The sequence below is a fragment of the Streptococcus mitis genome (genome assembly GCF_026782895.1).
GTDB lineage: Bacteria > Bacillota > Bacilli > Lactobacillales > Streptococcaceae > Streptococcus > Streptococcus mitis_CB.
Map to the genome: position 1 here is coordinate 251151 of NZ_JAKUXJ010000002.1, position 22582 is coordinate 273732.

19 protein-coding genes are annotated in these 22582 nt (G+C 40.6%); 14 read left to right on the forward strand and 5 right to left on the reverse strand.

What is annotated here, in order from left to right; genetic code table 11:
* The first annotated feature begins 45 nt into the window (after window positions 1-45).
* The 11 genes from MK480_RS03005 (at window position 46) to MK480_RS03055 (ending at window position 10252) form a co-directional block, all read left to right on the forward strand.
* The gene (locus MK480_RS03005) at window positions 46-549 is read left to right on the forward strand and encodes a phosphatase PAP2 family protein (RefSeq protein ID WP_166732308.1); all 504 of its coding nucleotides are present in this window, start codon (window positions 46-48) and stop codon (window positions 547-549) included.
* Window positions 550-662: 113 nt separating this feature from the next.
* Entirely contained in the window at window positions 663-1109 is a 447-nt protein-coding gene (locus tag MK480_RS03010) for a LytTR family DNA-binding domain-containing protein (RefSeq protein ID WP_020901878.1), read from the forward strand.
* Window positions 1110-1113: 4 nt separating this feature from the next.
* Window positions 1114-1788, forward strand: a complete 675-nt coding sequence (locus tag MK480_RS03015; RefSeq protein ID WP_268707171.1) for a LiaF transmembrane domain-containing protein — start codon at window positions 1114-1116, stop codon at window positions 1786-1788.
* Window positions 1789-1893: 105 nt separating this feature from the next.
* A complete protein-coding gene (rpmB, locus tag MK480_RS03020; RefSeq protein WP_001140948.1) occupies window positions 1894-2082 on the forward strand; it encodes a 50S ribosomal protein L28 in 189 nt (62 codons plus the stop codon).
* Between the two features lie 155 nt (window positions 2083-2237).
* Complete coding sequence (locus tag MK480_RS03025; protein ID WP_000216437.1) at window positions 2238-2603, forward strand: Asp23/Gls24 family envelope stress response protein; 366 nt, start codon at window positions 2238-2240, stop codon at window positions 2601-2603.
* A 2-nt stretch (window positions 2604-2605) separates the two neighbouring features.
* Window positions 2606-4273, forward strand: a complete 1668-nt coding sequence (locus MK480_RS03030) for a DAK2 domain-containing protein (RefSeq protein ID WP_084888212.1) — start codon at window positions 2606-2608, stop codon at window positions 4271-4273.
* Window positions 4274-4473: 200 nt separating this feature from the next.
* The gene (locus MK480_RS03035; RefSeq protein ID WP_261030482.1) at window positions 4474-6174 is read left to right on the forward strand and encodes an acetolactate synthase large subunit; all 1701 of its coding nucleotides are present in this window, start codon (window positions 4474-4476) and stop codon (window positions 6172-6174) included.
* Window positions 6167-6643 (forward strand): acetolactate synthase small subunit, encoded by a 477-nt coding sequence (gene ilvN, locus MK480_RS03040; protein WP_001253803.1) that lies wholly within the window; start codon window positions 6167-6169, stop codon window positions 6641-6643. Before MK480_RS03035 ends, ilvN begins: the two co-directional genes overlap by 8 nt.
* Before the next feature lie 169 nt (window positions 6644-6812).
* Window positions 6813-7835 (forward strand): ketol-acid reductoisomerase, encoded by a 1023-nt coding sequence (ilvC, locus tag MK480_RS03045; RefSeq protein WP_000290683.1) that lies wholly within the window; start codon window positions 6813-6815, stop codon window positions 7833-7835.
* A 113-nt stretch (window positions 7836-7948) separates the two neighbouring features.
* Window positions 7949-9199: a threonine ammonia-lyase IlvA gene (gene ilvA, locus MK480_RS03050; protein ID WP_033685561.1), complete on the forward strand. Its 1251-nt coding sequence runs from the start codon at window positions 7949-7951 to the stop codon at window positions 9197-9199.
* A gap of 837 nt (window positions 9200-10036) precedes the next feature.
* Window positions 10037-10252: a capsule biosynthesis transcriptional regulator gene (locus MK480_RS03055; protein WP_001130035.1), complete on the forward strand. Its 216-nt coding sequence runs from the start codon at window positions 10037-10039 to the stop codon at window positions 10250-10252.
* Between the two features lie 204 nt (window positions 10253-10456).
* Here the strand turns inward: MK480_RS03055 and MK480_RS03060 are convergent, their stop codons facing one another.
* Entirely contained in the window at window positions 10457-11197 is a 741-nt protein-coding gene (locus MK480_RS03060) for an amino acid ABC transporter ATP-binding protein (protein WP_268707172.1), read from the reverse strand.
* Window positions 11197-12762, reverse strand: coding sequence for an ABC transporter substrate-binding protein/permease (locus tag MK480_RS03065; protein WP_045612303.1), 1566 nt, complete (start codon window positions 12760-12762; stop codon window positions 11197-11199). Before MK480_RS03065 ends, MK480_RS03060 begins: the two co-directional genes overlap by 1 nt.
* A 138-nt stretch (window positions 12763-12900) precedes the next feature.
* Here MK480_RS03065 and MK480_RS03070 point away from each other — a divergent pair, with 138 nt between their 5' ends.
* On the forward strand, window positions 12901-14790 hold the full coding sequence (locus tag MK480_RS03070; protein WP_045612302.1) for a DUF2207 domain-containing protein: 1890 nt from the start codon (window positions 12901-12903) through the stop codon (window positions 14788-14790).
* Between the two features lie 60 nt (window positions 14791-14850).
* On the forward strand, window positions 14851-15696 hold the full coding sequence (locus MK480_RS03075; protein ID WP_045612300.1) for an undecaprenyl-diphosphate phosphatase: 846 nt from the start codon (window positions 14851-14853) through the stop codon (window positions 15694-15696).
* Between the two features lie 32 nt (window positions 15697-15728).
* Here the strand turns inward: MK480_RS03075 and dinB are convergent, their stop codons facing one another.
* Window positions 15729-16790: a DNA polymerase IV gene (gene dinB, locus MK480_RS03080; protein ID WP_045612299.1), complete on the reverse strand. Its 1062-nt coding sequence runs from the start codon at window positions 16788-16790 to the stop codon at window positions 15729-15731.
* 237 nt (window positions 16791-17027) lie between these two features.
* Here dinB and pflB point away from each other — a divergent pair, with 237 nt between their 5' ends.
* Window positions 17028-19352, forward strand: a complete 2325-nt coding sequence (pflB, locus tag MK480_RS03085; protein ID WP_000260631.1) for a formate C-acetyltransferase — start codon at window positions 17028-17030, stop codon at window positions 19350-19352.
* Window positions 19353-19624: 272 nt separating this feature from the next.
* Here the strand turns inward: pflB and MK480_RS03090 are convergent, their stop codons facing one another.
* Entirely contained in the window at window positions 19625-21064 is a 1440-nt protein-coding gene (locus MK480_RS03090; protein ID WP_084888201.1) for a TrkH family potassium uptake protein, read from the reverse strand.
* A gap of 3 nt (window positions 21065-21067) precedes the next feature.
* Window positions 21068-22417: a Trk system potassium transporter TrkA gene (trkA, locus tag MK480_RS03095; protein ID WP_153210756.1), complete on the reverse strand. Its 1350-nt coding sequence runs from the start codon at window positions 22415-22417 to the stop codon at window positions 21068-21070.
* Window positions 22418-22582 lie beyond the last annotated feature (165 nt).

Consider the following 22582-nt stretch of genomic DNA (forward strand, 5'->3'; position numbering starts at 1 on the left):
AGTGCTTCCCTATAAGCAAAATTTGAATAAGTGATGAGAAAATATATGAAAAATTATCAAGAATGGTATGACCACATTGCTGGTAACATTGGAAATAAGCCCTTTCTTCTGAGCTTGTTAAGAACTTTCAATCGGTTCATGACAGTAGTTATGCCTATGATTTATCTAACCTTGTTAGCAACTACCTATCTCCAACAAGGACTTGGGAAACAGGTCGGGATCTATTTGTTTATTCCAGCGTCAGGTTTTGTGATTTTGTCCTTTCTTCGTAAGAAAATCAATGCCCCTAGGCCTTATGAGGAATGGACTATTAAACCCTTGCTTGACAGAGATAGTCCTGGTCAGTCAATGCCCAGTCGTCATGTCTTTTCAGCAACCATTATCTCCATGGCTTGCTTACATGCTAGTTTATCTGTAGGGGTTATCTTGTTGGTCTTGTCAGCTTTCCTCGGTCTAGTAAGAGTCTTAGGGGGAGTGCATTATCCCAAGGATGTAGTAGTTGGTTATATTTGTGGCCTTGCGTGGGGTATGCTTTTCTTTCTATTTTGAATTGTAAGTTAAGGTGGTCCTACAACCACTTACGGGTCTAAAGTAACCACTTGCTTTTTTGCTCTTGTTTTCTTATTTTGGCTTTGATATAGTAGAGTCAGAAAGGAGATGGAATGAAGTTACGAATCGAAATTGACAGCAATTTAGAGGAAACTGAAATTGTCATCAAGGCAGCGGCTTTGACAGATGAGATTGCGGATTTACAGCGCCTCTTGCAAGAATCCAAGTCTCCTCGGTTGATTTTTTACAAGGGGACGGGTGAATATTATCTGGACTTGTCGGAAATTCTTTTCTTTGAAACAGAGGGGAACAAGATTTACGCCCATACCCAGAAAGATGCCTACGAGGTTCGACTTAAACTCTATGAGTTAGAGTCTATCCTGCCCCGTTATTTCAGTCGAGTATCCAAGTCGACCATTGCTAATATTCGGCAAGTTTACTCGGTTGACAAGTCCTTTTCAGGAACGGGCACCATTTCCTTTTATCAAACCCACAAGGAGGTTCATGTCTCACGGCATTACCAATCCCTCCTAAAAGAAAATCTAAGAAACATGAGGTAAGAACATGAAAAAGAAAGCATTTGGTATTGTGTTGCTAGTATTGGCAGCTTTAATATTATTACAAGGAAATTTTGGAATCCCTTCATTCGGTGGGCAAATTTGGCCCTTGCTTGGTATTGCATTTTTTGCCTATCAATCAGTTGGAGCTTTGTTGCGTCGTCACTTAACTTCAGCCTCTTTTACAGCTCTAGTAGCCTTAATGATTGCTAACCACTTTTATGGCATTTTACCAATTCCTAATCAGTCATTGTTCTGGGCAAGTATTTTAATCGTAATGGGTGTCAGCGCACTCACTCATTCTAACAGAACTTGGAATGGGAAAAAATGGTGGTATGACGGTGAAAAGACCATTCTGACAGATAAGGAAGTTGCTTTTGGGACTGGGACTTTCTACAAGCAAGAGCAAGAATTGGTAGAAGATCAAGTAGAAGTTGGTTTTGGCAATGCCAAGATATATTATGACAATGCAGAGATTTTAGGAGATACCGCAACCTTGAAGATAGAAGTCGGATTTGGGAATGTAGTTATCTACGTGCCTCAACACTGGAGAGTAGATCTAAAGGTAGAGACTTTTTGTGGTGTAGCCAAGGCAGATACTTCTCTAGCCCCAACCATCAAAACCTTGATTATCCGTGGAGATGTGGCTTTTGGGAAATTAGGAGTTGTTTACGTTAAATAAAAAAATCTTTCAATCCCCTTGCCAAAACAGAGAAAGTGTGATAACATAGTACGGTATGTGGTGCTAGCACATCCGCTATATTAGATCTAATGGGAGGAAAACACAATGGCTAAAGTATGTTACTTTACAGGTCGTAAGACTGTATCAGGAAACAACCGTTCACACGCGATGAACCAAACAAAACGTGCCGTAAAACCAAACCTTCAAAAAGTTACTGTTCTTATCGATGGTAAACCTAAAAAAGTTTGGGCTTCAGCTCGTGCTTTGAAATCAGGTAAAGTTGAACGCGTTTAATAATAAAAGTAAGGAGACCTTAGGGTCTTTTTTCTTTTACTGTAGATATAAAATCATTTGAAAAATAGAGTAAATATCCGCTGATACAGTATTCTGCTTTTACACTTGGGCTGAAATATGATAAAATAGAGTATCAACTAGTTGAGGTAAAAAGGATGACTGTAAAAATTAATACAAAAGATGGTCAAATCGAACTAACAGATGAAGTGATTGCAACCGTCGTAGGTGGAGCAGCAACTGAGATTTTTGGTGTGGTCGGTATGGCTAGTAAAAATGCCCTCAAAGATAATTTCCAAGCCCTTCTAGGTAAGGAAAATTATTCCAAAGGTGTCGTCGTAAAGGCGGCCGAAGATGGCAGTATTGCAGTTGATGTATATACCGTGTTGAGCTACGGAACAAAGATTAGCGAAGTGTCAAAAAACATTCAAGAGCGTGTTCGTTTTAGTTTGGAAAACCAACTTGGAATTACTGCTCAGACTGTAAATGTCTACATTCAAAATATCAAAGTTGTAGGAGAATAACCGTGTCAAAAATTACTACTAGCTTATTTCAAGAAATGGTGCAGGCTGCATCAACTCGCTTGAATAAGCAAGCTGAATATGTCAATTCATTAAACGTCTTCCCAGTTCCAGATGGAGATACTGGAACAAACATGGGAATGACCATTGAAAATGGAGCTAAAGAAGTTGCAGACAAGCCAGCTTCTACTGTTGGAGAGGTAGCGAGCATTCTTGCCAAAGGTCTTTTGATGGGTGCGCGTGGGAACTCAGGAGTTATTACATCTCAGCTTTTCCGTGGATTTTCACAAGCCATCAAGGATAAAGACGAGTTAACAGGTCAAGACCTGGCCCTTGCCTTCCAATCAGGTGTAGAAGTTGCCTATAAGGCAGTGATGAAACCAGTTGAAGGAACGATTTTGACAGTTTCTCGTGGGGCTGCTATCGGTGCTAAGAAAAAAGCTGAGCAAACAGATGACGCTGTTGAAGTCATGCGCGCAGCCTTGGAAGGTGCTAAAACAGCACTAGCTAAAACGCCAGACATGCTTCCAGTATTGAAAGAAGTTGGCGTTGTGGACTCAGGTGGTCAAGGTCTGGTCTTCATCTATGAAGGTTTCCTTTCAGCCCTTACTGGCGAATATATTGCATCTGAGGACTTTGTAGCGACACCTGCCAACATGAGTGAGATGATCAATGCAGAGCATCATAAGTCTGTGGCTGGTCATGTAGCGACTGAGGACATCACGTTTGGTTATTGTACTGAAATCATGGTAGCCCTTAAGCAAGGTCCAACCTATGCCAAAGATTTTGACTACGACGAATTCCGTAACTACTTGAATGAACTCGGGGATTCTCTCCTTGTTGTCAATGATGATGAAATTGTCAAAGTTCATGTCCATACAGAAGATCCAGGACTTGTTATGCAAGAAGGTCTTAAATATGGTAGCTTGGTCAAGGTAAAAGTTGACAATATGCGTAACCAACACGAAGCGCAGGTTGAGAAAGAAGCTGCTCAAGTTAGCAAGCCTGCTGAAGAAAAAGAGTATGCTTTGATTGCTGTGGTGGCTGGTAAAGGTCTCGCAGATATCTTCCGTTCTCAAGGTGTGGATTATGTTATCGAGGGCGGTCAAACTATGAACCCTTCAACTGAAGACTTTATCAAGGCTGTTGAACAGGTCAACGCTCGTAACATTATCTTTCTACCAAACAACAAAAACATCTTCATGGCAGCTCAATCTGCAGCAGAAGTTTTGGAGCAACCAGCAGTAGTGGTGGAAGCTCGCACTCTTCCTCAAGGTTTGACAAGTCTTCTTGCCTTTGATCCAAGCAAGTCAATCGAAGAAAACCAAGAGCGTATGACTGCTACTCTTAGCGATGTTGTTAGTGGAAGCGTCACAACAGCTGTGCGTGATACAACCATTGATGGCTTAGAAATCCATGAAAACGATAATCTTGGTATGGTTGATGGGAAAATCCTCGTGTCAAACCCTGATATGCATCAAACCTTGACAGAAACCTTGAAACATATGTTGGATGAAGATAGTGAAATTGTAACCTTCTATGTCGGTGAAGATGGAAGCGAAGAACTTGCCAATGAAATTGCTCAAGAAATCGCAGAAGAATTCGAAGACGTTGAAGTCGAGATTCACCAAGGTCAACAACCTGTTTACCCATACCTATTTAGTGTGGAATAAGATTAATGAAGAACTGAGAAATCAGTTCTTTTTTCTTTTTTAGTAAATGAAATCGGTATCTTTTTAATAAAAACAAAAATAACATTCATAAATAAACGTTAAAATAGAAAATTCAGAAAATTTCTTCTTTTCTCTTGAAAAATTTTGAAAAAATGGTATGATAGAAACAAGTTATTTTTAAGAGAAGAGAAAGGGGAACAATGGAGAAAATCAGTTTAGAATCTCCTAAGACGGGGTCGGACCTAGTTTTGGAAACACTTCGTGATTTAGGAATTGATACCATCTTTGGTTATCCTGGTGGTGCGGTCTTGCCTTTTTATGATGCGATATATAATTTTAAAGGCATTCGCCACATTCTAGGACGCCATGAGCAAGGCTGTCTGCATGAAGCTGAAGGTTATGCTAAATCAACTGGAAAGTTGGGTGTTGCCGTCGTCACTAGCGGACCGGGAGCAACAAATGCCATTACAGGAATTGCAGATGCCATGAGCGATAGTGTTCCCCTTTTGGTCTTTACAGGTCAAGTGGCGCGAGCGGGGATTGGGAAGGATGCCTTTCAGGAGGCAGACATCGTGGGAATTACCATGCCAATCACTAAGTACAATTATCAAGTTCGTGAGACAGCTGATATTCCGCGTATCATTACGGAAGCTGTCCATATCGCAACTACAGGTCGACCAGGGCCAGTTGTAATTGACCTACCTAAAGACGTATCTGCTTTAGAAACGGACTTCATCTATTCACCAGAAGTGAACCTACCAAGTTATCAACCGACTCTTGAGCCAAATGATATGCAAATCAAGAAAATCTTGAAACAATTATCCAAGGCTAAAAAGCCAGTCTTGTTAGCTGGTGGTGGAATTAGTTATGCTGAAGCAGCTGCAGAATTAAATGAATTTGCAGAACGCTATCAAATTCCAGTGGTAACCAGTCTTTTGGGACAAGGAACGATTGCAACGAGTCATCCACTCTTCCTTGGAATGGGAGGCATGCACGGGTCATTCGCAGCTAATATTGCCATGACGGAAGCGGACTTTATGATCAGTATTGGTTGCCGTTTCGATGACCGCTTGACGGGGAATCCTAAGACTTTCGCTAAGAATGCTAAGGTTGCCCACATTGATATTGACCCAGCTGAGATCGGCAAGATTATCAGTGCAGATATTCCTGTAGTTGGAGATGCTAAGAAAGCCTTGCAAATGTTGCTGGCCGAACCAATAGTTCATAACAATACTGAGAAATGGATTGAGAAAGTAACAAAAGACAAGAACCGTGTTCGTTCTTATGATAAGAAAGAACGTGTGGTTCAGCCACAAGCTGTTATTGAACGAATTGGTGAATTGACGAATGGAGATGCCATTGTGGTAACAGACGTTGGTCAACACCAAATGTGGACAGCCCAGTATTATCCTTACCAAAATGAACGTCAGTTAGTGACTTCAGGTGGTTTGGGAACGATGGGATTCGGAATTCCAGCAGCAATCGGGGCTAAAATTGCTAACCCAGATAAGGAAGTAGTCTTGTTTGTTGGGGATGGTGGTTTCCAAATGACTAACCAGGAATTGGCTATTTTGAACATTTACAAGGTGCCAATCAAGGTGGTTATGCTGAACAACCACTCACTTGGAATGGTTCGCCAGTGGCAGGAATCCTTCTATGAAGGTAGAACGTCTGAGTCGGTCTTTGATACCCTTCCTGATTTCCAATTGATGGCACAGGCATATGGCATTAAAAGCTATAAGTTTGACAATCCTGAGACCTTGGCTCAAGACCTTGAAGTCATCACTGAGGATGTTTCTATGCTAATCGAGGTAGATATTTCTCGTAAGGAACAGGTGTTACCAATGGTACCAGCTGGTAAGAGTAATCATGAGATGTTGGGGGTGAAGTTCCATGCGTAGAATGTTAACAGCAAAACTACAGAATCGTTCAGGAGTCCTCAATCGCTTTACAGGTGTCCTATCTCGTCGTCAGGTTAATATTGAAAGCATCTCTGTTGGAGCAACAGAAGATCCGAATGTATCGCGTATCACTATTATTATTGATGTTGCTTCTCATGATGAAGTGGAGCAAATCATCAAGCAGCTCAATCGTCAGATTGATGTGATTCGCATTCGTGATATTACAGACAAGCCTCATTTGGAGCGCGAGGTGATTTTGGTTAAGATGTCAGCGCCAGCTGAGAAACGAGCTGAGATTCTGGCGATTATTCAACCTTTCCGTGCAACGGTGGTAGACGTAGCACCAAGTTCAATTACTATTCAGATGACAGGAAATGCAGAAAAGAGCGAAGCCCTGTTGCGAGTCATTCGACCATACGGTATTCGCAATATTGCTCGAACTGGTGCAACTGGATTTACCCGCGATTAATACTCTTCGAAAATCAAATTCAAATCACGTCAGCTTTGCCTTGCCGTACTCAAGTACAGCCTGCGGCTAGCTTCCTAATTTGCTCTTTGATTTTCATTGAGTATAAAAATATTTTAAATTTGTTAAACCAGCCTAAAAGGCAATAAATAATAGAAAAGAGAGAAAAACTATGGCAGTTCAAATGGAATACGAAAAAGATGTTAAAGTAGCAGCACTTGACGGTAAAAAAATCGCCGTTATCGGTTATGGTTCACAAGGACATGCGCACGCTCAAAACTTGCGTGACTCAGGTCGTGATGTCATCATCGGTGTACGTCCAGGTAAATCTTTTGACAAAGCAAAAGAAGATGGATTTGACACTTACACAGTAGCAGAAGCAACTAAATTGGCTGACGTTATCATGATTTTGGCACCAGACGAAATCCAACAAGAATTGTACGAAGCAGAAATCGCTCCAAACTTGGAAGCTGGAAATGCAGTTGGATTTGCTCATGGTTTCAATATCCACTTTGAGTTTATCAAAGTTCCTGCGGATGTAGATGTCTTTATGTGTGCTCCTAAAGGACCAGGACACTTGGTGCGTCGTACTTATGAAGAAGGATTTGGTGTTCCAGCTCTTTACGCAGTATATCAAGATGCAACAGGAAATGCTAAAAACATTGCTATGGACTGGTGTAAAGGTGTTGGAGCAGCACGTGTAGGTCTTCTTGAAACAACTTACAAAGAAGAAACTGAAGAAGATTTGTTTGGTGAACAAGCTGTACTTTGTGGTGGTTTGACTGCCCTTATCGAAGCAGGTTTCGAAGTTTTGACAGAAGCAGGTTACGCTCCAGAATTGGCATACTTTGAAGTTCTTCACGAAATGAAATTGATCGTTGACTTGATCTACGAAGGTGGATTCAAGAAAATGCGTCAATCAATTTCAAACACTGCTGAGTACGGTGACTATGTATCAGGTCCACGTGTAATTACTGAGCAAGTTAAAGAAAATATGAAAGCTGTCTTGGCAGACATCCAAAATGGTAAATTTGCAAATGACTTTGTAAATGACTATAAAGCTGGACGTCCAAAATTGACTGCTTACCGTGAACAAGCAGCTAACCTTGAAATTGAAAAAGTTGGTGCAGAATTGCGTAAAGCAATGCCATTCGTTGGTAAAAACGACGATGATGCATTCAAAATCTATAACTAATTGATAGAAATTAAGGTGAAGGCGAGTTGGGGGACTAACTCGCTTTTATAATCAACTCATCTCTCTTTTAAGAGGATGGATTGTGATAGTATGAGATAGTCTAGGAGAAAATGATGTTAAGTTCAAAAGATATAATCAAGGCTCATAAAGTCTTGAACGGTGTGGTTGTGAATACCCCACTGGATTACGACCATTATTTATCGGAGAAGTATGGCGCTAAGATTTATTTGAAAAAGGAAAATGCTCAACGTGTTCGTTCTTTTAAGATCCGTGGTGCCTATTATGCCATTTCGCAGCTCAGCAAGGAAGAGCGTGAGCGTGGGGTAGTCTGTGCCTCTGCGGGAAATCATGCGCAGGGAGTAGCCTATACCTGTAATGAAATGAAAATTCCTGCTACTATTTTTATGCCCATTACTACTCCGCAACAAAAAATTGGACAAGTTCGCTTTTTTGGTGGGGATTTTGTAACCATTAAACTAGTTGGGGATACCTTTGATGCCTCAGCCAAAGCAGCTCAAGAATTTACAGTTTCTGAAAATCGTACCTTTATTGATCCCTTTGATGATGCCCATGTTCAAGCGGGTCAAGGGACAGTTGCTTATGAGATTTTAGAAGAAGCTCGAAAAGAATCAATTGATTTTGATGCTGTCTTAGTTCCTGTTGGAGGTGGTGGTCTCATTGCTGGGGTTTCTACCTATATCAAGGAAACAAGTCCAGAAATTGAAGTCATCGGAGTAGAGGCTAATGGGGCACGTTCCATGAAGGCAGCCTTTGAAGCTGGTGGGCCTGTCAAACTCACAGAAATTGACAAATTTGCGGATGGGATTGCTGTGCAAAAGGTAGGTCAGTTGACCTATGAAGCAACTCGTCAACATGTTCAAACCTTAGTAGGTGTCGATGAGGGATTGATTTCTGAAACCTTGATTGACCTCTACTCTAAGCAAGGGATTGTCGCAGAACCTGCTGGAGCTGCTAGTATCGCTTCTTTAGAGGTTTTGGCTGAATATATCAAGGGGAAAACCATTTGTTGTATCATTTCTGGAGGAAATAATGATATCAACCGTATGCCGGAAATGGAAGAGCGTGCCTTGATTTATGATGGGATCAAGCATTACTTTGTGGTTAATTTTCCACAGCGTCCGGGGGCTTTGCGTGAGTTTGTAAATGATATCTTGGGGCCAAATGATGATATCACACGTTTTGAGTATATCAAACGAGCTAGCAAGGGGACAGGCCCAGTATTGATTGGGATTGCCTTGGCAGATAAGCATGATTATGCAGGCTTGATTCGTCGAATGGAAGGTTTTGATCCAGCTTATATTAACTTAAATGGTAACGAAACGCTCTATAATATGCTTGTCTGAGGACTAATAAAAAAATATCATATTATTTGCACAATTGATGTATAGGTGCTATAATGAAGATGAAGAAAGGGGGCGATTCCTATGGACTTAGGAAATCGATTACGCTATTTCTATCATAACTCATTATAGTACCTATGTTTTTTTGATTCAGTTTATAGTAAGGGAGTAAAATTACTTGTTATATGTTAGGAGTTTTTTGAAATCTACTATTTTATATATAGCTAATCTGAAATTTAGCTAAATATAATAGGGATTAGAAAAAATAATCAATACTAATGAGATGCCTTATTATACTGAGATTACTGAGAAGAGTGATGGAATATTCGTAAGATGAAAACAGTAAAAAAATGAAGCATAGAATACTACGGTTTCCTAGCTATTTGTATTTTAATGGGTAGGAGAAATAAAAAGTAAACTTGATAAAGTAAATAACTGGTACAGTTGACCAAATGATTGAATGCTGGTGCAGACATGAAAAAGTCTAAAAGGAGAAAAATACTCGTTAGAAATGGTTTAGAGCAGAAGATTATTTTGTCAAATTTTTTTGTTTTACAGTGGAATAAATAATATGAAATAAGATTAGAATATGTCTAGATTATCGAGAATCAGCATCTGTCAAATACGAATATTATTACATAAATAAGATTTAATAATACAGTTATTTTAAAGAACTATAAAAATTGTTTTCGACAATGAAAAACCTACATATTATCAGCTTTAATAAGATAGTAAGTAAAAATAAGGGCGTTTATTTTATTGAATATATGTTTTTTTATTGACAAAAAGCATAAAAGCGTATACAATTAGATATCGTAAATAAGAAAATAGGAGAAAGACATGGCTAAGTCAAACTTTGAAAAAGTAGAATCAGTTGTTGGCTGGGTTCGTGATAAGAAAATCACAGGCTACCGTATCTCTAAAGAAACGAATGCGCGTGAAATGTCTATCATTGCTCTAGCGCAGGGGCGTGCAAAAGTAAAAAATATTTCGTTTGAAACGGCTCTAGGTTTAATTGATTTCTATGATAAAAATCATGAAAAATTTGAAGATTAATCTTTGGATAATGGCGGATTCTTGAATAAGGTCTGCCTTTTCATTTTGATACTCAATGAAAATCAAAGAGCAAACTAGGAAGCTAGCCGCAGGCTGCTCAAAACACTGTTTTGAGGTTGCAGATAGAGCTGACGTGGTTTGAAGAGATTTTCGAAGAGTATGAGGACAGCAAAAAGACTGCACGGTTGATGCAGCCTTTTCTTTTTATTTGAGATAACGTTGAAGGAACTCTTTTGTACGGTCTTCTTTAGGATTGGTGAAGAGGTCTTCTGGTTCGCCTTCTTCAGCGATTACACCCTTATCCATGAAGATAACACGGTGAGAGACATCACGGGCGAATTCCATTTCGTGGGTTACGACAATCATGGTCAAGCCTTCTTGAGCCAGGTCCTGCATGATTTTGAGGACTTCTCCAACCATTTCTGGATCGAGAGCTGATGTTGGTTCATCAAAGAGAATGGCGTCAGGATTCATTGAAAGGGCACGAGCGATGGCCACACGTTGTTTTTGACCACCTGAGAGTTGTTTTGGTTTCGCTTGCCAGTAGCGTTCTCCCATGCCGACCTTTTCTAGGTTTTCTTTGGCAATCTTTTCAGCTTCTGTACGTTCGCGTTTAAGGACAGTTGTCTGAGCGACAATTGTGTTTTCAAGCACGTTGAGATTTTCAAAGAGGTTAAAGGATTGGAACACCATCCCCAACTTTTCACGGTATTGCATGAGGTCATAGCCTTTTTCGAGGACGTTTTGTCCATGATAAAGGATTTGTCCATCAGTTGGCGTTTCAAGGAGGTTAATGGAGCGTAGGAAGGTTGATTTTCCGCTTCCAGAGCTTCCGATGATAGAGATTACCTCTCCCTTGCGGACAGTAAGTGAAATGTCTTTTAGCACTTCGTTTTGTCCATAGGATTTTTTGAGGTGTTTAATTTCAAGGATTGCTTGTGTCATTATTTCAAATCCTCCGTTTGCATTTGGTTAGCACCTGTAGTATAGGTATCCATGTCCATGCGGCGTTCGATGAAGCGTAGGATACGTGTTACGGTGAAGGTGAGGACAAAGTAAATCACGGCGATGATTGTAAATGTCTGGAAGTATTGATAGGTTTGAGTTGCTACGGTATTTCCTGAGAAATAAAGTTCGACAACAGAGATAACATTCAATACAGATGTATCTTTGATATTGATGACAAATTCATTACCAGTTGCTGGTAGGATGTTACGGACTACTTGAGGGAGGACAATCTTACGCATGGTTTGGTTATGAGTCATACCAAGAGCAGTCGCAGCTTCAAATTGTCCCTTGTCAACTGCTAGGATACCACCACGGACGATTTCAGTCATGTAGGCACCGGTGTTGATTGAAACGATGAAGATAGCAGCTAGTGTGCGGTCAAGGTTGATCCCGAAAGCTTGGGCAGTTCCATAGTAGATAACCATCGATTGAACGATCATAGGTGTACCACGGAAAATTTCAATGTAGACATTGAGAATCCAGCCGACTAGTTTTTGTAGGCCGTAAATGGCTTTGTTTTCAGAGAGAGGAGCAGTACGGAAGACACCAATGGCAAGTCCAATAATGAGACCTATGATGGTTCCGACGATAGAGATTAAAAGAGTGATACCAGCACCACGCAAGAGTTGTTGCCAGTTTTCAGAAAGAATTTTAGCGACTTGGCTAAAGAAACTACTGCTAGTCTCTTCAGTTGTTGTAGCTTCGGCAGGTTGCTCTTTGATCATACGATCCATCAAGGCAACTTGGTCGTCTTTTGAAATGGTTTCAATGCTGGTATTGATTTGACTAATACGATTGTCATCTTTACGAAGTCCAATGGCAATAGCCGTATCTTCTTCCCCAGTTTTGAAACCTGGTTCTACTTGAACCATCTTGAACTTAGAGTTAGCAGCTTCAGCAGTCAGAGCTTCTGGTCGTTCAGAAACATAAGCATCGATAACACCAGCTTCAAGTGCTTGGCGCATTTGAGCGAAGTCTCCCATGGCAGTTTCTTTTTTAGCGCCTGGGATTTGACCAATCAAGTCATAAAGGTAGACACCTTGTTGAGAAGTGATTTTCGCACCGTTAAAGTCATCCAAAGATTTAGCACTTGCGTAGGCAGAATCTTTTTTGACAAGCAAAACTGGTTCGCTAGTGTAGTAGCTGCTTGAAAAGGCAATTTCTTGTTTGCGTTCGGCAGTTGGACTCATACCTGCGATAATCATGTCAATCTTACCAGAAGTAAGGGCAGGGACTAGACCTTCCCACTTGGTTTTAACAACTAAAGGTTCTTTACCTAAGTCCTTAGCGATTTTCTTGGCGATTTGAACATCGTATCCGTTAGCATACTGGTTAGTCCCATCGATTTTGACAGCTCCATTGCTATCATCGTCCTGAGTCCAGTTAAAGGGAGCATATGCTGCTTCCATCCCGATGCGTAAATATTCATCGGCTTGGGCAACATTGACAAGTCCCAGCATCAGCAAGAGACTTGTGAAAATAGATAAGTATATTTTTCTCATGATTTCTCCTATTTCTAATCTATTAAAAAATAACTGTCTCCTATTTTATCGAAAAAAAATCTATTTTTCAATATAGGTAAGCCCTTACTTGTGAAAAAATGATATAATGATAGCAAAGATAAAAAGGGGGCTTAGTTGATGAAAAAAACTTTTTTCTTACTGGTGTTAGGCTTGTTTTGTCTTCTGCCATTCTCTGTTTTTGCCATTGATTTCAAGATAAACTCTTATCAAGGTGATTTGTATATTCATGCAGACAATACAGCAGAATTTAGACAGAAGATAGTTTACCAGTTTGAGGAGGACTTTAAGGGTCAAATCGTGGGACTTGGACGTGCAGGCAAGATGCCTAGTGGATTTGACATTGATCCTCATCCAAAGGTTCAGGCTGCGAAAAATGGTGCTGAACTAGCAGACGTTACTAGCGAAGTGATAGAAGGAGCAGATGGTTATACTGTTAAAGTCTATAATCCAGGCCAGGAAGGCGACACAGTTGAAATTGACCTTATCTGGAACTTAAAGAATTTGCTTTTCCTTTATGATGATATCGCTGAATTAAATTGGCAACCTCTGACAGATAGTTCAGGGGCTATTGGGAAGTTTGAATTTCATGTAAGGGGAGACAAGGGGGCTGAAAAACTCTTTTTCCATACAGGGAAACTTTTTAGAGAGGGAACGGTTGAAAAGAGTAACCTTGATTATACTATCCGTTTAGACAATCTTCCGGCTAAACGTGGAGTTGAGTTACATGCCTATTGGCCTCGGACCGATTTTGCTAGCGCTAGGGATCAGGGATTGAAAGGGAATCGTTTAGAAGAGTTTAATAAGATAGAAGACTCGATTTTTAAAGAAAAAGAGCAAAGTAAACAACTCGTTAATTGGGTCTTCCCTTCGATACTTTCTATCTCCTTGTTATTGAGTATTTGCTTTTATTTTATTTATAGAAGAAAGACCACTCCTTCGGTCAAATATGCCAAAAATCATCGTATCTATGAACCACCAATGGAATTAGAGCCTATGGTTTTATCAGAGGCAGTCTACTCGACCTCCTTGGAGGAAGTGAGTCCCTTGGTCAAGGGAGCTGGAAAATTCACCTTTGACCAACTTATTCAAGCTACCTTGCTAGATGTGATAGACCGTGGGAATGTCTCTATCATTTCAGAAGGAGATGCAGTTGGTTTGAGGCTAGTAAAAGAAGATGGTTTGTCAAGTTTTGAGAAAGACTGTCTAAATCTGGCTTTTTCAGGCAAAAAAGAAGAAACTCTTTCCAATTTGTTTGCGGATTACAAGGTATCTGATAGTCTTTATCGTAGAGCCAAAGCTTCTGATGAAAAACGGATTCAAGCAAAGGGGCGTCAGCTCAAATCTTCTTTTGAAGAAGTATTGAACCAGATGCAAGAAGGAGTGAGAAAACGAATTTCCTTCTGGGGGCTCCCAGATTATTATCGTCCTTTAACTGGTGGGGAAAAGGCCTTGCAAGTGGGTATGGGGGTCTTGACTATCTTGCCCCTATTTATCGGATTTGGTTTGTTCTTGTACAGTTTGGATGTTTATGGATATCTTTACATCCCCTTGCCAATACTTGGTTTTTTAGGTTTGGTGTTGGCTGTTTTCTATTATTGGAAGCTTCGATTAGATAATCGTGATGGTGTCCTAAATGAAGCAGGAGCAGAAGTATACTATCTCTGGACCAGTTTTGAAAATATGTTGCGTGAGATTGCAAGATTGGATCAGGCTGAATTGGAAAGTATTGTGGTCTGGAATCGCCTCTTGGTCTATGCGACCTTATTTGGCTATGCGGACAAGGTCAGCCATTTGATGAAGGTTCATCAGATTAAAGTGGAAAATCCAGATATCAATCTATATGTAGCTTATGGTTGGAATAGTATGTTTTATCATTCAAGCGCGCAAATGAGCCATTATGCCAGTGTCGCAAATACAGCAAGTACCTACTCCGTATCTTCTGGAAGTGGAAGTTCTGGCGGAGGCTTCTCTGGAGGCGGAGGCGGAGGCAGTATCGGCGCCTTTTAAAGAGAGCTATCACTGGCTGAAAAAATATGCTATAATGGAAGATAGAAAAAGGAGTAATCTATGTATCTTATTGAAATTTTAAAATCTATCTTCTTCGGGATTGTTGAAGGAATTACGGAATGGTTGCCGATTTCCAGTACAGGTCACTTGATTTTAGCAGAGGAATTTATCCAATACCAAAATCAAAATGAAGTCTTTATGTCCATGTTTAATGTCGTGATTCAGCTTGGTGCGATTTTGGCGGTTATGGTGATTTACTTTAATAAGCTCAATCCCTTTAAACCGGGTAAAGACAAGCAGGAAGTTCGTAAGACTTGGAGACTGTGGTTGAAGGTCTTGGTTGCCACTTTGCCTTTACTTGCCGTCTTTAAATTTGATGATTGGTTTGATACTCACTTCCATAATATGGTTTCAGTTGCTCTCATGTTGATTATCTATGGGATTGCCTTTATCTATTTGGAAAAGCGCAATAAAGCGCGTGCTATAGAGCCAAGTGTGACAGAGTTGGACAAGCTTCCTTATACGACAGCTTTCTATATCGGACTCTTCCAAGTTCTTGCCCTTTTACCAGGGACAAGCCGTTCTGGAGCAACGATTGTTGGTGGTTTGTTAAATGGAACCAGTCGTTCAGTTGTGACAGAATTTACCTTCTATCTTGGAATTCCTGTTATGTTTGGAGCTAGTGCATTAAAGATTTTCAAATTTATAAAAGCAGGACAACTCTTGAGCTTTGGGCAATTGTTTTTGCTCTTGGTTGCGATGGGAGTCGCCTTTGCGGTCAGCATGATCGCTATTCGTTTCTTGACCAGCTATGTGAAAAAACACGACTTTACTCTTTTTGGTAAATACCGTATCGTGCTTGGTAGTGTCTTGCTACTTTACAGTTTTGTCCGTTTATTTGTATAAGAAAAACCTTGAAGGGGCAGCTCTTCAAGGTTTTAAAATCCAGTCAGGGTAATCCCCAATAGGCGGACACCTCTTTCTTTTTCGCTTAACTCTTCATAGAGTTGCAGAGCTATTTGGCTTATCTGACTAGCATCCTGTGTTTTTTGAGGCAGACTTTTTCGTTTAGTGAGAGTTGAAAAGTTCTCGTAGCGGATTTTCAAAATGACAATTTTTCCAGCTTTTTCTTGTTGACTGAGATTGAGAGCGACTCTTTCTGATAGGAGAGTCAGCTCTTTTTTGATGTCTTCCTCAGCACGTAGAATCTTCCCATAGGTTTTCTCCTTCCCGATTGATTTACGGATACGATTGGATTTGACTGGTGAATTGTGGATGCCACGAGCCTTTCGATAAAGGTCATAACCCAGTCTTCCAAAACGGTCTATTAGGGTTACCTCAGGGACTTCAAGCAAATCAGCGCCGGTAAAAACGCCCATTTGATGAAGACGTTCTACCGTCTTTTTTCCTACTCCATGAAACTTGGAAATATCCATTTGTTTGAGAAAGTCCTCAGCCTGGTCAGGTAGAATCACTGTCAGACCATGTGGTTTTTGATAATCACTAGCCATTTTAGCTAAGAATTTGTTGTAGGAAACGCCAGCAGAAGCAGTTAGATGGAGTTCTTGCCAAATATCCTCTTGAATGAGGCGAGCGATTTTGACTGCTGACTTGATACCGAGTTTATTTTCTGTTACATCCAAATAGGCTTCGTCAATGCTCATGGGTTCTATTAAATCTGTATAACGCTTAAAGATAGCTCGGATCTGGAGTCCCACAGATTTGTATTTCTCATAATTTCCTGAGATGAAGACGGCTTGGGGACAACGCTCATAGGCTTCCTTAGAGCTCATGGCTGAATGGACACCAAAAGCTCGCGCCTCATAGCTACAAGTGGAAACGACACCACGCCCACCTGTTTGCCGAGGGTCATTGCCGATAATGACAGGTTTTCCTCTGAGTTTAGGATTATCTCTGATTTCCACCGCAGCAAAAAAGGCATCCATGTCAATATGGATGATTTTTCTTGACAAATCATTTAACAAAGGAAAAATCAACATGCATAGCTCCTTTTTACTGCTTATTTTCTTTCATTATACCCTTTTTTCTGAAAAAAAGGAAAAAGGACTTCGTTTTTTCAAAAATATAATACAGTTTGGAACGAAATATAGACTGTTTTAGAAAAGAAAGTGTAAAAATAGGGATTTTCCACTTGTTGAAAACGATTACTGTATGGTATACTTGTCTCATGAATGTAACAGATGACTGTTACTAGAAAGAAAAAAGAGGACATTAACATGGTTGTTAAGACAGTTGTTGAAGCACAAGATATTTTTGACAAAGCTTGGGAAGGCTTCAAAGGCGTAGATTGGAAAGAAAAAGCAAGTGTATCACGCTTCGTACAAGCTAACTACACACCTTACGATGGAGACGAAAGCTTCCTCGCAGGACCAACAGAACGTTCACTTCACATCAAAAAAATTGTAGAAGAAACTAAGGCTCACTACGAAGAAACTCGTTTCCCAATGGACACTCGTCCAACATCTATTGCTGACATTCCAGCAGGATTTATTGATAAAGAAAATGAAGTTATCTTCGGTATCCAAAACGATGAACTCTTCAAATTGAACTTCATGCCAAAAGGTGGTATCCGTATGGCTGAAACTACTTTGAAAGAAAATGGATACGAACCAGATCCAGCTGTTCACGAAATCTTTACTAAATACGTAACAACAGTTAACGACGGTATCTTCCGTGCTTACACTTCAAACATCCGCCGCGCTCGTCACGCTCACACTGTAACTGGTCTTCCAGATGCATACTCACGTGGACGTATCATCGGTGTTTACGCACGTCTTGCTCTTTACGGTGCAGACTACTTGATGCAAGAAAAAGTAAACGACTGGAATGCAATCGAAGAAATCGATGAAGAAACAATCCGTCTTCGTGAAGAAATCAATCTTCAATACCAAGCATTGCAACAAGTTGTTCGCTTGGGTGACCTTTACGGAGTTGACGTTCGCAAACCAGCTATGAACGTTAAAGAAGCTATCCAATGGGTTAACATCGCCTTCATGTCTGTCTGCCGTGTTATCAACGGTGCTGCTACATCCCTAGGACGTGTACCAATCGTATTGGATATCTTTGCAGAACGTGACCTTGCTCGTGGTACATTTACTGAATCAGAAATCCAAGAATTCGTTGATGATTTCGTTATGAAACTTCGTACAGTTAAATTTGCTCGTACAAAAGCTTACGACCAATTGTACTCAGGTGACCCAACTTTCATCACAACTTCTATGGCTGGTATGGGTAACGACGGTCGTCACCGTGTTACTAAGATGGACTACCGTTTCTTGAACACTCTTGACAACATCGGTAACTCTCCAGAACCAAACTTGACAGTTCTTTGGACTGATAAATTGCCATACAACTTCCGTCGCTACTGTATGCACATGAGCCACAAACACTCTTCTATCCAATACGAAGGTGTAACAACAATGGCTAAAGACGGATATGGTGAAATGAGCTGTATCTCATGCTGTGTGTCTCCACTTGACCCAGAAAATGAAGAACAACGCCACAACATCCAGTACTTCGGTGCGCGTGTAAACGTATTGAAAGCCCTTCTTACTGGTTTGAACGGCGGTTACGACGATGTTCACAAAGACTACAAAGTATTTGATATCGAACCAATCCGTGACGAAGTTCTTGAATTCGAATCAGTTAAAGCTAACTTTGAAAAATCTCTTGACTGGTTGACTGATACTTACGTAGATGCTTTGAACATCATTCACTACATGACTGATAAGTACAACTACGAAGCTGTTCAAATGGCATTCTTGCCAACTAAACAACGTGCCAACATGGGATTCGGTATCTGTGGATTTGCCAACACTGTTGATACATTGTCAGCTATCAAATACGCTACAGTTAAACCAATCCGTGATGAAAATGGCTACATCTATGATTACGAAACAATCGGTGAATACCCACGTTGGGGTGAAGATGACCCACGTTCAAACGAATTGGCAGAATGGTTGATCGAAGCTTACACAACTCGTCTACGTAGCCACAAACTTTACAAAGACGCTGAAGCTACAGTATCACTTTTGACAATCACATCTAACGTTGCTTACTCTAAACAAACTGGTAACTCACCAGTCCACAAAGGTGTATACCTCAACGAAGATGGTTCTGTGAACTTGTCTAAACTTGAATTCTTCTCACCAGGTGCTAACCCATCTAATAAAGCTAAAGGTGGATGGTTGCAAAACTTGAACTCACTTTCTAGCCTTGACTTTAGTTATGCAGCTGATGGTATCTCATTGACTACACAAGTATCACCTCGCGCTCTTGGTAAGACTCGTGACGAACAAGTTGATAACTTGGTAACAATCCTTGATGGTTACTTCGAAAACGGTGGACAACACGTTAACTTGAACGTTATGGACTTGAACGATGTTTACGAAAAAATCATGTCAGGCGAAGACGTTATCGTACGTATCTCTGGATACTGTGTAAACACTAAATACCTCACTCCAGAACAAAAAACTGAATTGACACAACGTGTCTTCCACGAAGTTCTTTCAATGGATGATGCCTTGGATGCGTTGAGCTAATCAAGTTCTTGAATAATGAAATAAGGAACCCTCGGTCAGTCGACTGAGGGTTTTTGGGTAAAATCTCTTCAAAGCACGTCAGTTTTATCTGCAATCTCAAAGCGGTGCTTTGAGCAACCCGCGGCTAGCTTCCTAGTTTGCTTTTTGATTTTCATTGAGTATAAGTCAGGCACTAAAATATCTGACCGAGATTCAAAGATACTTGTTGAGTTGCGAGGAGTATTTAAAAATAAAAACACCACACTTTGTTAGATACAAGGTGTGGTTGTATTTTATCTTTTAGACCAAGTTCTCTTCATAAAGAGAAGTAAGATTGGGTAAATCTCCAAACGCCCTGCAATCATTGCAAAGGAGAGGAGAATTTTTGAGATAGGACTAAAGATTGAGAAACTAGATGTCGTTCCTAGAATAGGCCCGATGTTATTGAAACAGCTAAAGACAGCACTGGTTACAACCAGAAAATCATTGCTATCTAGGCTGACAATAAAGATAAGGGATAGCAAAATCATAGAATAGATGACAAAGTACTTGAGAATCTTATGTTGGGTATCTTTGTCAATTACCGTTTTATTAACATGGAGGGTCAAAACACGGTGGGGCGATAGGATTGACAAAATTTGGTTTTTGGCAATTTTTGAAAGGATGAGACCTCGAATAACCTTGAGTCCACCTGCGGTTGAACCAGCAGAACCACCGATTCCCATGAGGAAGAGGAGGATAAACTGGGAGAAGAGGGGCCAATTGGTAATGTCTCCATATCCAAAACCAGTCGTCGTAATAATATTGGAAACCTGGAAGAAGGCCATTTCAAAGCTCTTGGAAAATCCTGGGTAGAGATAGAGGGTATTAAGGCTAATCAAGCCTGTAGAAACCAGAACAATGACCAAGTAAGCTCGAAGTTCTTCATCTCCAAAGAAGGCCTTGACGCGACGGAGCATAAGGTAGTAGTAGAGATTGAAATTTACCCCAAAAACCAAAACTCCGATACTAACCAGATAGGTAATCAGTGAGCTACCATAGTGGGCAATCCCGTCGTTATAGACTGTAAAACCTCCTGTACCCGCAGTACCCATAGCGATGATAAAACTATCAAATAGGGGCATACCAGCCAGATAATAGATGATGACAAAGAGGGAGAAGAGAGCTAGATAAAGGAGATAGAGAATCTGGGCAGTATTTTTGAGTTTGGATACAACCTTGCCAAAAACAGGGCCAGGAACCTCAGCCTTCATCACCTCTAGGTGGCTATTCTTGGCATTATCCATAATAGCAAGCGCAAAAACAAGCACCCCCATCCCTCCAATCAAGTGGGTAAAACTTCGCCAGAAGAGGAGGGAACGACTGAGAACTGAAACGTCATTCAGAATAGTTGCTCCAGTAGTTGTAAAGCCAGAACTGATCTCAAAAAAGGCATCGATAACGCTGGGAATTTGCCTAGCAAAAACAAAGGGGAGACCACCAAAGAAGGACCAAAGGATCCAACAGAGGGCAACAATCAAGACTCCCTCCTTGGCATAAATCCGTTGATTTTTTGGCTTTTGTAAAATTCCTGAACCGCCTAGTAATACGAGAATCCCAATCGTTGTAAAGAGGGCTGTAAAGACTTGGCTCGATTCACGGTAATAGATAGCAACAGCTACAGGAACCAAAAGAAGAACAGCTTCAATCAAAAGTAATTTTGAAAGGAGGTAACGAATCATACTTTTATTCATTTCTTACCTCGCGATCAAGTCATAAATCTTGGTGATGTTTGGCAACAAGGTTGTTACTAGGAGCTTGTCTCCGACTTCCAGCATATCCTCTCCAGTAGGGAAAATAGTCTTGCCCTTTCGAATGATAGCTGCAATAAGAACCCCTTTTTTCAGTTTGAGTTGAGAAAGAGGTTTGGCAGTCATTTTATTGGCTTCCTTGATATGGAATTGCAGGGTTTCGATTTGGCCATTGGCTAGATGGTGCATGGCCTGAAGGTCTGAATACTGGGCATTAACCCGACCACGAATAAAGTGCATAATCGTATCTACAGCGATGCTTTTAGGTGTGATGATACTTGAAAAATCAGGCGCATTGATAATCTCGAGGAGACTGGTACGATTGACCTTAGTAATATTTTTCTGTACACCTACCCTGTCAAGGAACATAGAGGTAATCAGATTTTCCTCATCGACCCCTGTTAGAGTCGCAACGGCATCATAGTTTTGAGCACTTTCTTCCAGCAGGATATCTTTTACGGTACCATCTCCTTGAACGATGTAGAGGTTTGGGAATTTCTCGCTAAAGAAGCTAGCGATTTCAGGATTGATTTCAATAACCTTGGTATCGATACGACTGTCTTTGAGGATACCTAGTAGATAATAGGCAATTCTACCAGCTCCAACAATAAGAAGACTCTTCACGGCACGAGACTTGAAATAATTATGGAAGAGCATCATGTCAACACGGTTACCAGTGACAAAGATTCTATCTTTATCCTGTACAGTCATGTCACCGCTTGGAATGATAATTTGATGTTCCCTTTCTATCGCACAGACAATGACATTGCCAAATTTTTTCCGAAAATCAGAAATGGGCATTTGGCAAAGACCACTGGAGGATTTAACAGCGAATTCCATCAAGCTGACCCGTCCACCAAAGAAACGTTCGACAGAGAGGGCGTTGGGGAAGTCAATGATATTAGCAATAGCACGGGCAGCCAAGAGCTCAGGATTAACGATAAGAGAAAAACCGAGAATATTCTTTTCCTTGAAATAAGAGTTAGAATATTCAGGGTTCCGCACCCGAACGATGGTCTCTTTAGCTCCCATTTTTTTTGCTAGAACGGCTGCAATCATGTTCACTTCATCGTATTCAGTCAGGGCGATAAAGATATCACAATCCTGGACGCTGGCTTGCTCAAGGATGGTAAAATCGGCCCCGTTACCAAGGATGCCTATGATATCAAAGCGATTGACAATATGATTGAGGACAGATTCGTCTTGCTCAATCAGCAAAACATCATGCTTTTCTGCAACCAAGGAGCGACAGAGGGCAGAACCAACTTTTCCCCCTCCGACAAGGATAATTTTCATAATAAAACCTACTTCTTCATTATGTAACTATCATACCCTTTTTCAAGAAAAAATGCACCTACTAGCTAATCACCAGAGTTTTTAGTAGGAAATTTGCTATAAGGTAAAACTATACCCTAATCAATTGAAATAGCTATTAGCTACTTTCTAGAAAATATGGTATGA

Bases quoted from the DNA above. Each gene is read 5' to 3' on its own strand.
- MK480_RS03005 (WP_166732308.1), top strand. From the start codon at position 46: ATGAAAAATTATCAAGAATGGTATGACCACATTGCTGGTAACATTGGA.
- MK480_RS03010 (WP_020901878.1), top strand. From the start codon at position 663: ATGAAGTTACGAATCGAAATTGACAGCAATTTAGAGGAAACTGAAATT.
- MK480_RS03015 (WP_268707171.1), top strand. From the start codon at position 1,114: ATGAAAAAGAAAGCATTTGGTATTGTGTTGCTAGTATTGGCAGCTTTA.
- rpmB (WP_001140948.1), top strand. From the start codon at position 1,894: ATGGCTAAAGTATGTTACTTTACAGGTCGTAAGACTGTATCAGGAAAC.
- MK480_RS03025 (WP_000216437.1), top strand. From the start codon at position 2,238: ATGACTGTAAAAATTAATACAAAAGATGGTCAAATCGAACTAACAGAT.
- MK480_RS03035 (WP_261030482.1), top strand. From the start codon at position 4,474: ATGGAGAAAATCAGTTTAGAATCTCCTAAGACGGGGTCGGACCTAGTT.
- ilvN (WP_001253803.1), top strand. From the start codon at position 6,167: ATGCGTAGAATGTTAACAGCAAAACTACAGAATCGTTCAGGAGTCCTC.
- ilvC (WP_000290683.1), top strand. From the start codon at position 6,813: ATGGCAGTTCAAATGGAATACGAAAAAGATGTTAAAGTAGCAGCACTT.
- ilvA (WP_033685561.1), top strand. From the start codon at position 7,949: ATGTTAAGTTCAAAAGATATAATCAAGGCTCATAAAGTCTTGAACGGT.
- MK480_RS03055 (WP_001130035.1), top strand. From the start codon at position 10,037: ATGGCTAAGTCAAACTTTGAAAAAGTAGAATCAGTTGTTGGCTGGGTT.
- MK480_RS03060 (WP_268707172.1), bottom strand. From the start codon at position 11,197: ATGACACAAGCAATCCTTGAAATTAAACACCTCAAAAAATCCTATGGA.
- MK480_RS03065 (WP_045612303.1), bottom strand. From the start codon at position 12,762: ATGAGAAAAATATACTTATCTATTTTCACAAGTCTCTTGCTGATGCTG.
- MK480_RS03070 (WP_045612302.1), top strand. From the start codon at position 12,901: ATGAAAAAAACTTTTTTCTTACTGGTGTTAGGCTTGTTTTGTCTTCTG.
- MK480_RS03075 (WP_045612300.1), top strand. From the start codon at position 14,851: ATGTATCTTATTGAAATTTTAAAATCTATCTTCTTCGGGATTGTTGAA.
- dinB (WP_045612299.1), bottom strand. From the start codon at position 16,790: ATGTTGATTTTTCCTTTGTTAAATGATTTGTCAAGAAAAATCATCCAT.
- pflB (WP_000260631.1), top strand. From the start codon at position 17,028: ATGGTTGTTAAGACAGTTGTTGAAGCACAAGATATTTTTGACAAAGCT.
- MK480_RS03090 (WP_084888201.1), bottom strand. From the start codon at position 21,064: ATGAATAAAAGTATGATTCGTTACCTCCTTTCAAAATTACTTTTGATT.
- trkA (WP_153210756.1), bottom strand. From the start codon at position 22,417: ATGAAAATTATCCTTGTCGGAGGGGGAAAAGTTGGTTCTGCCCTCTGT.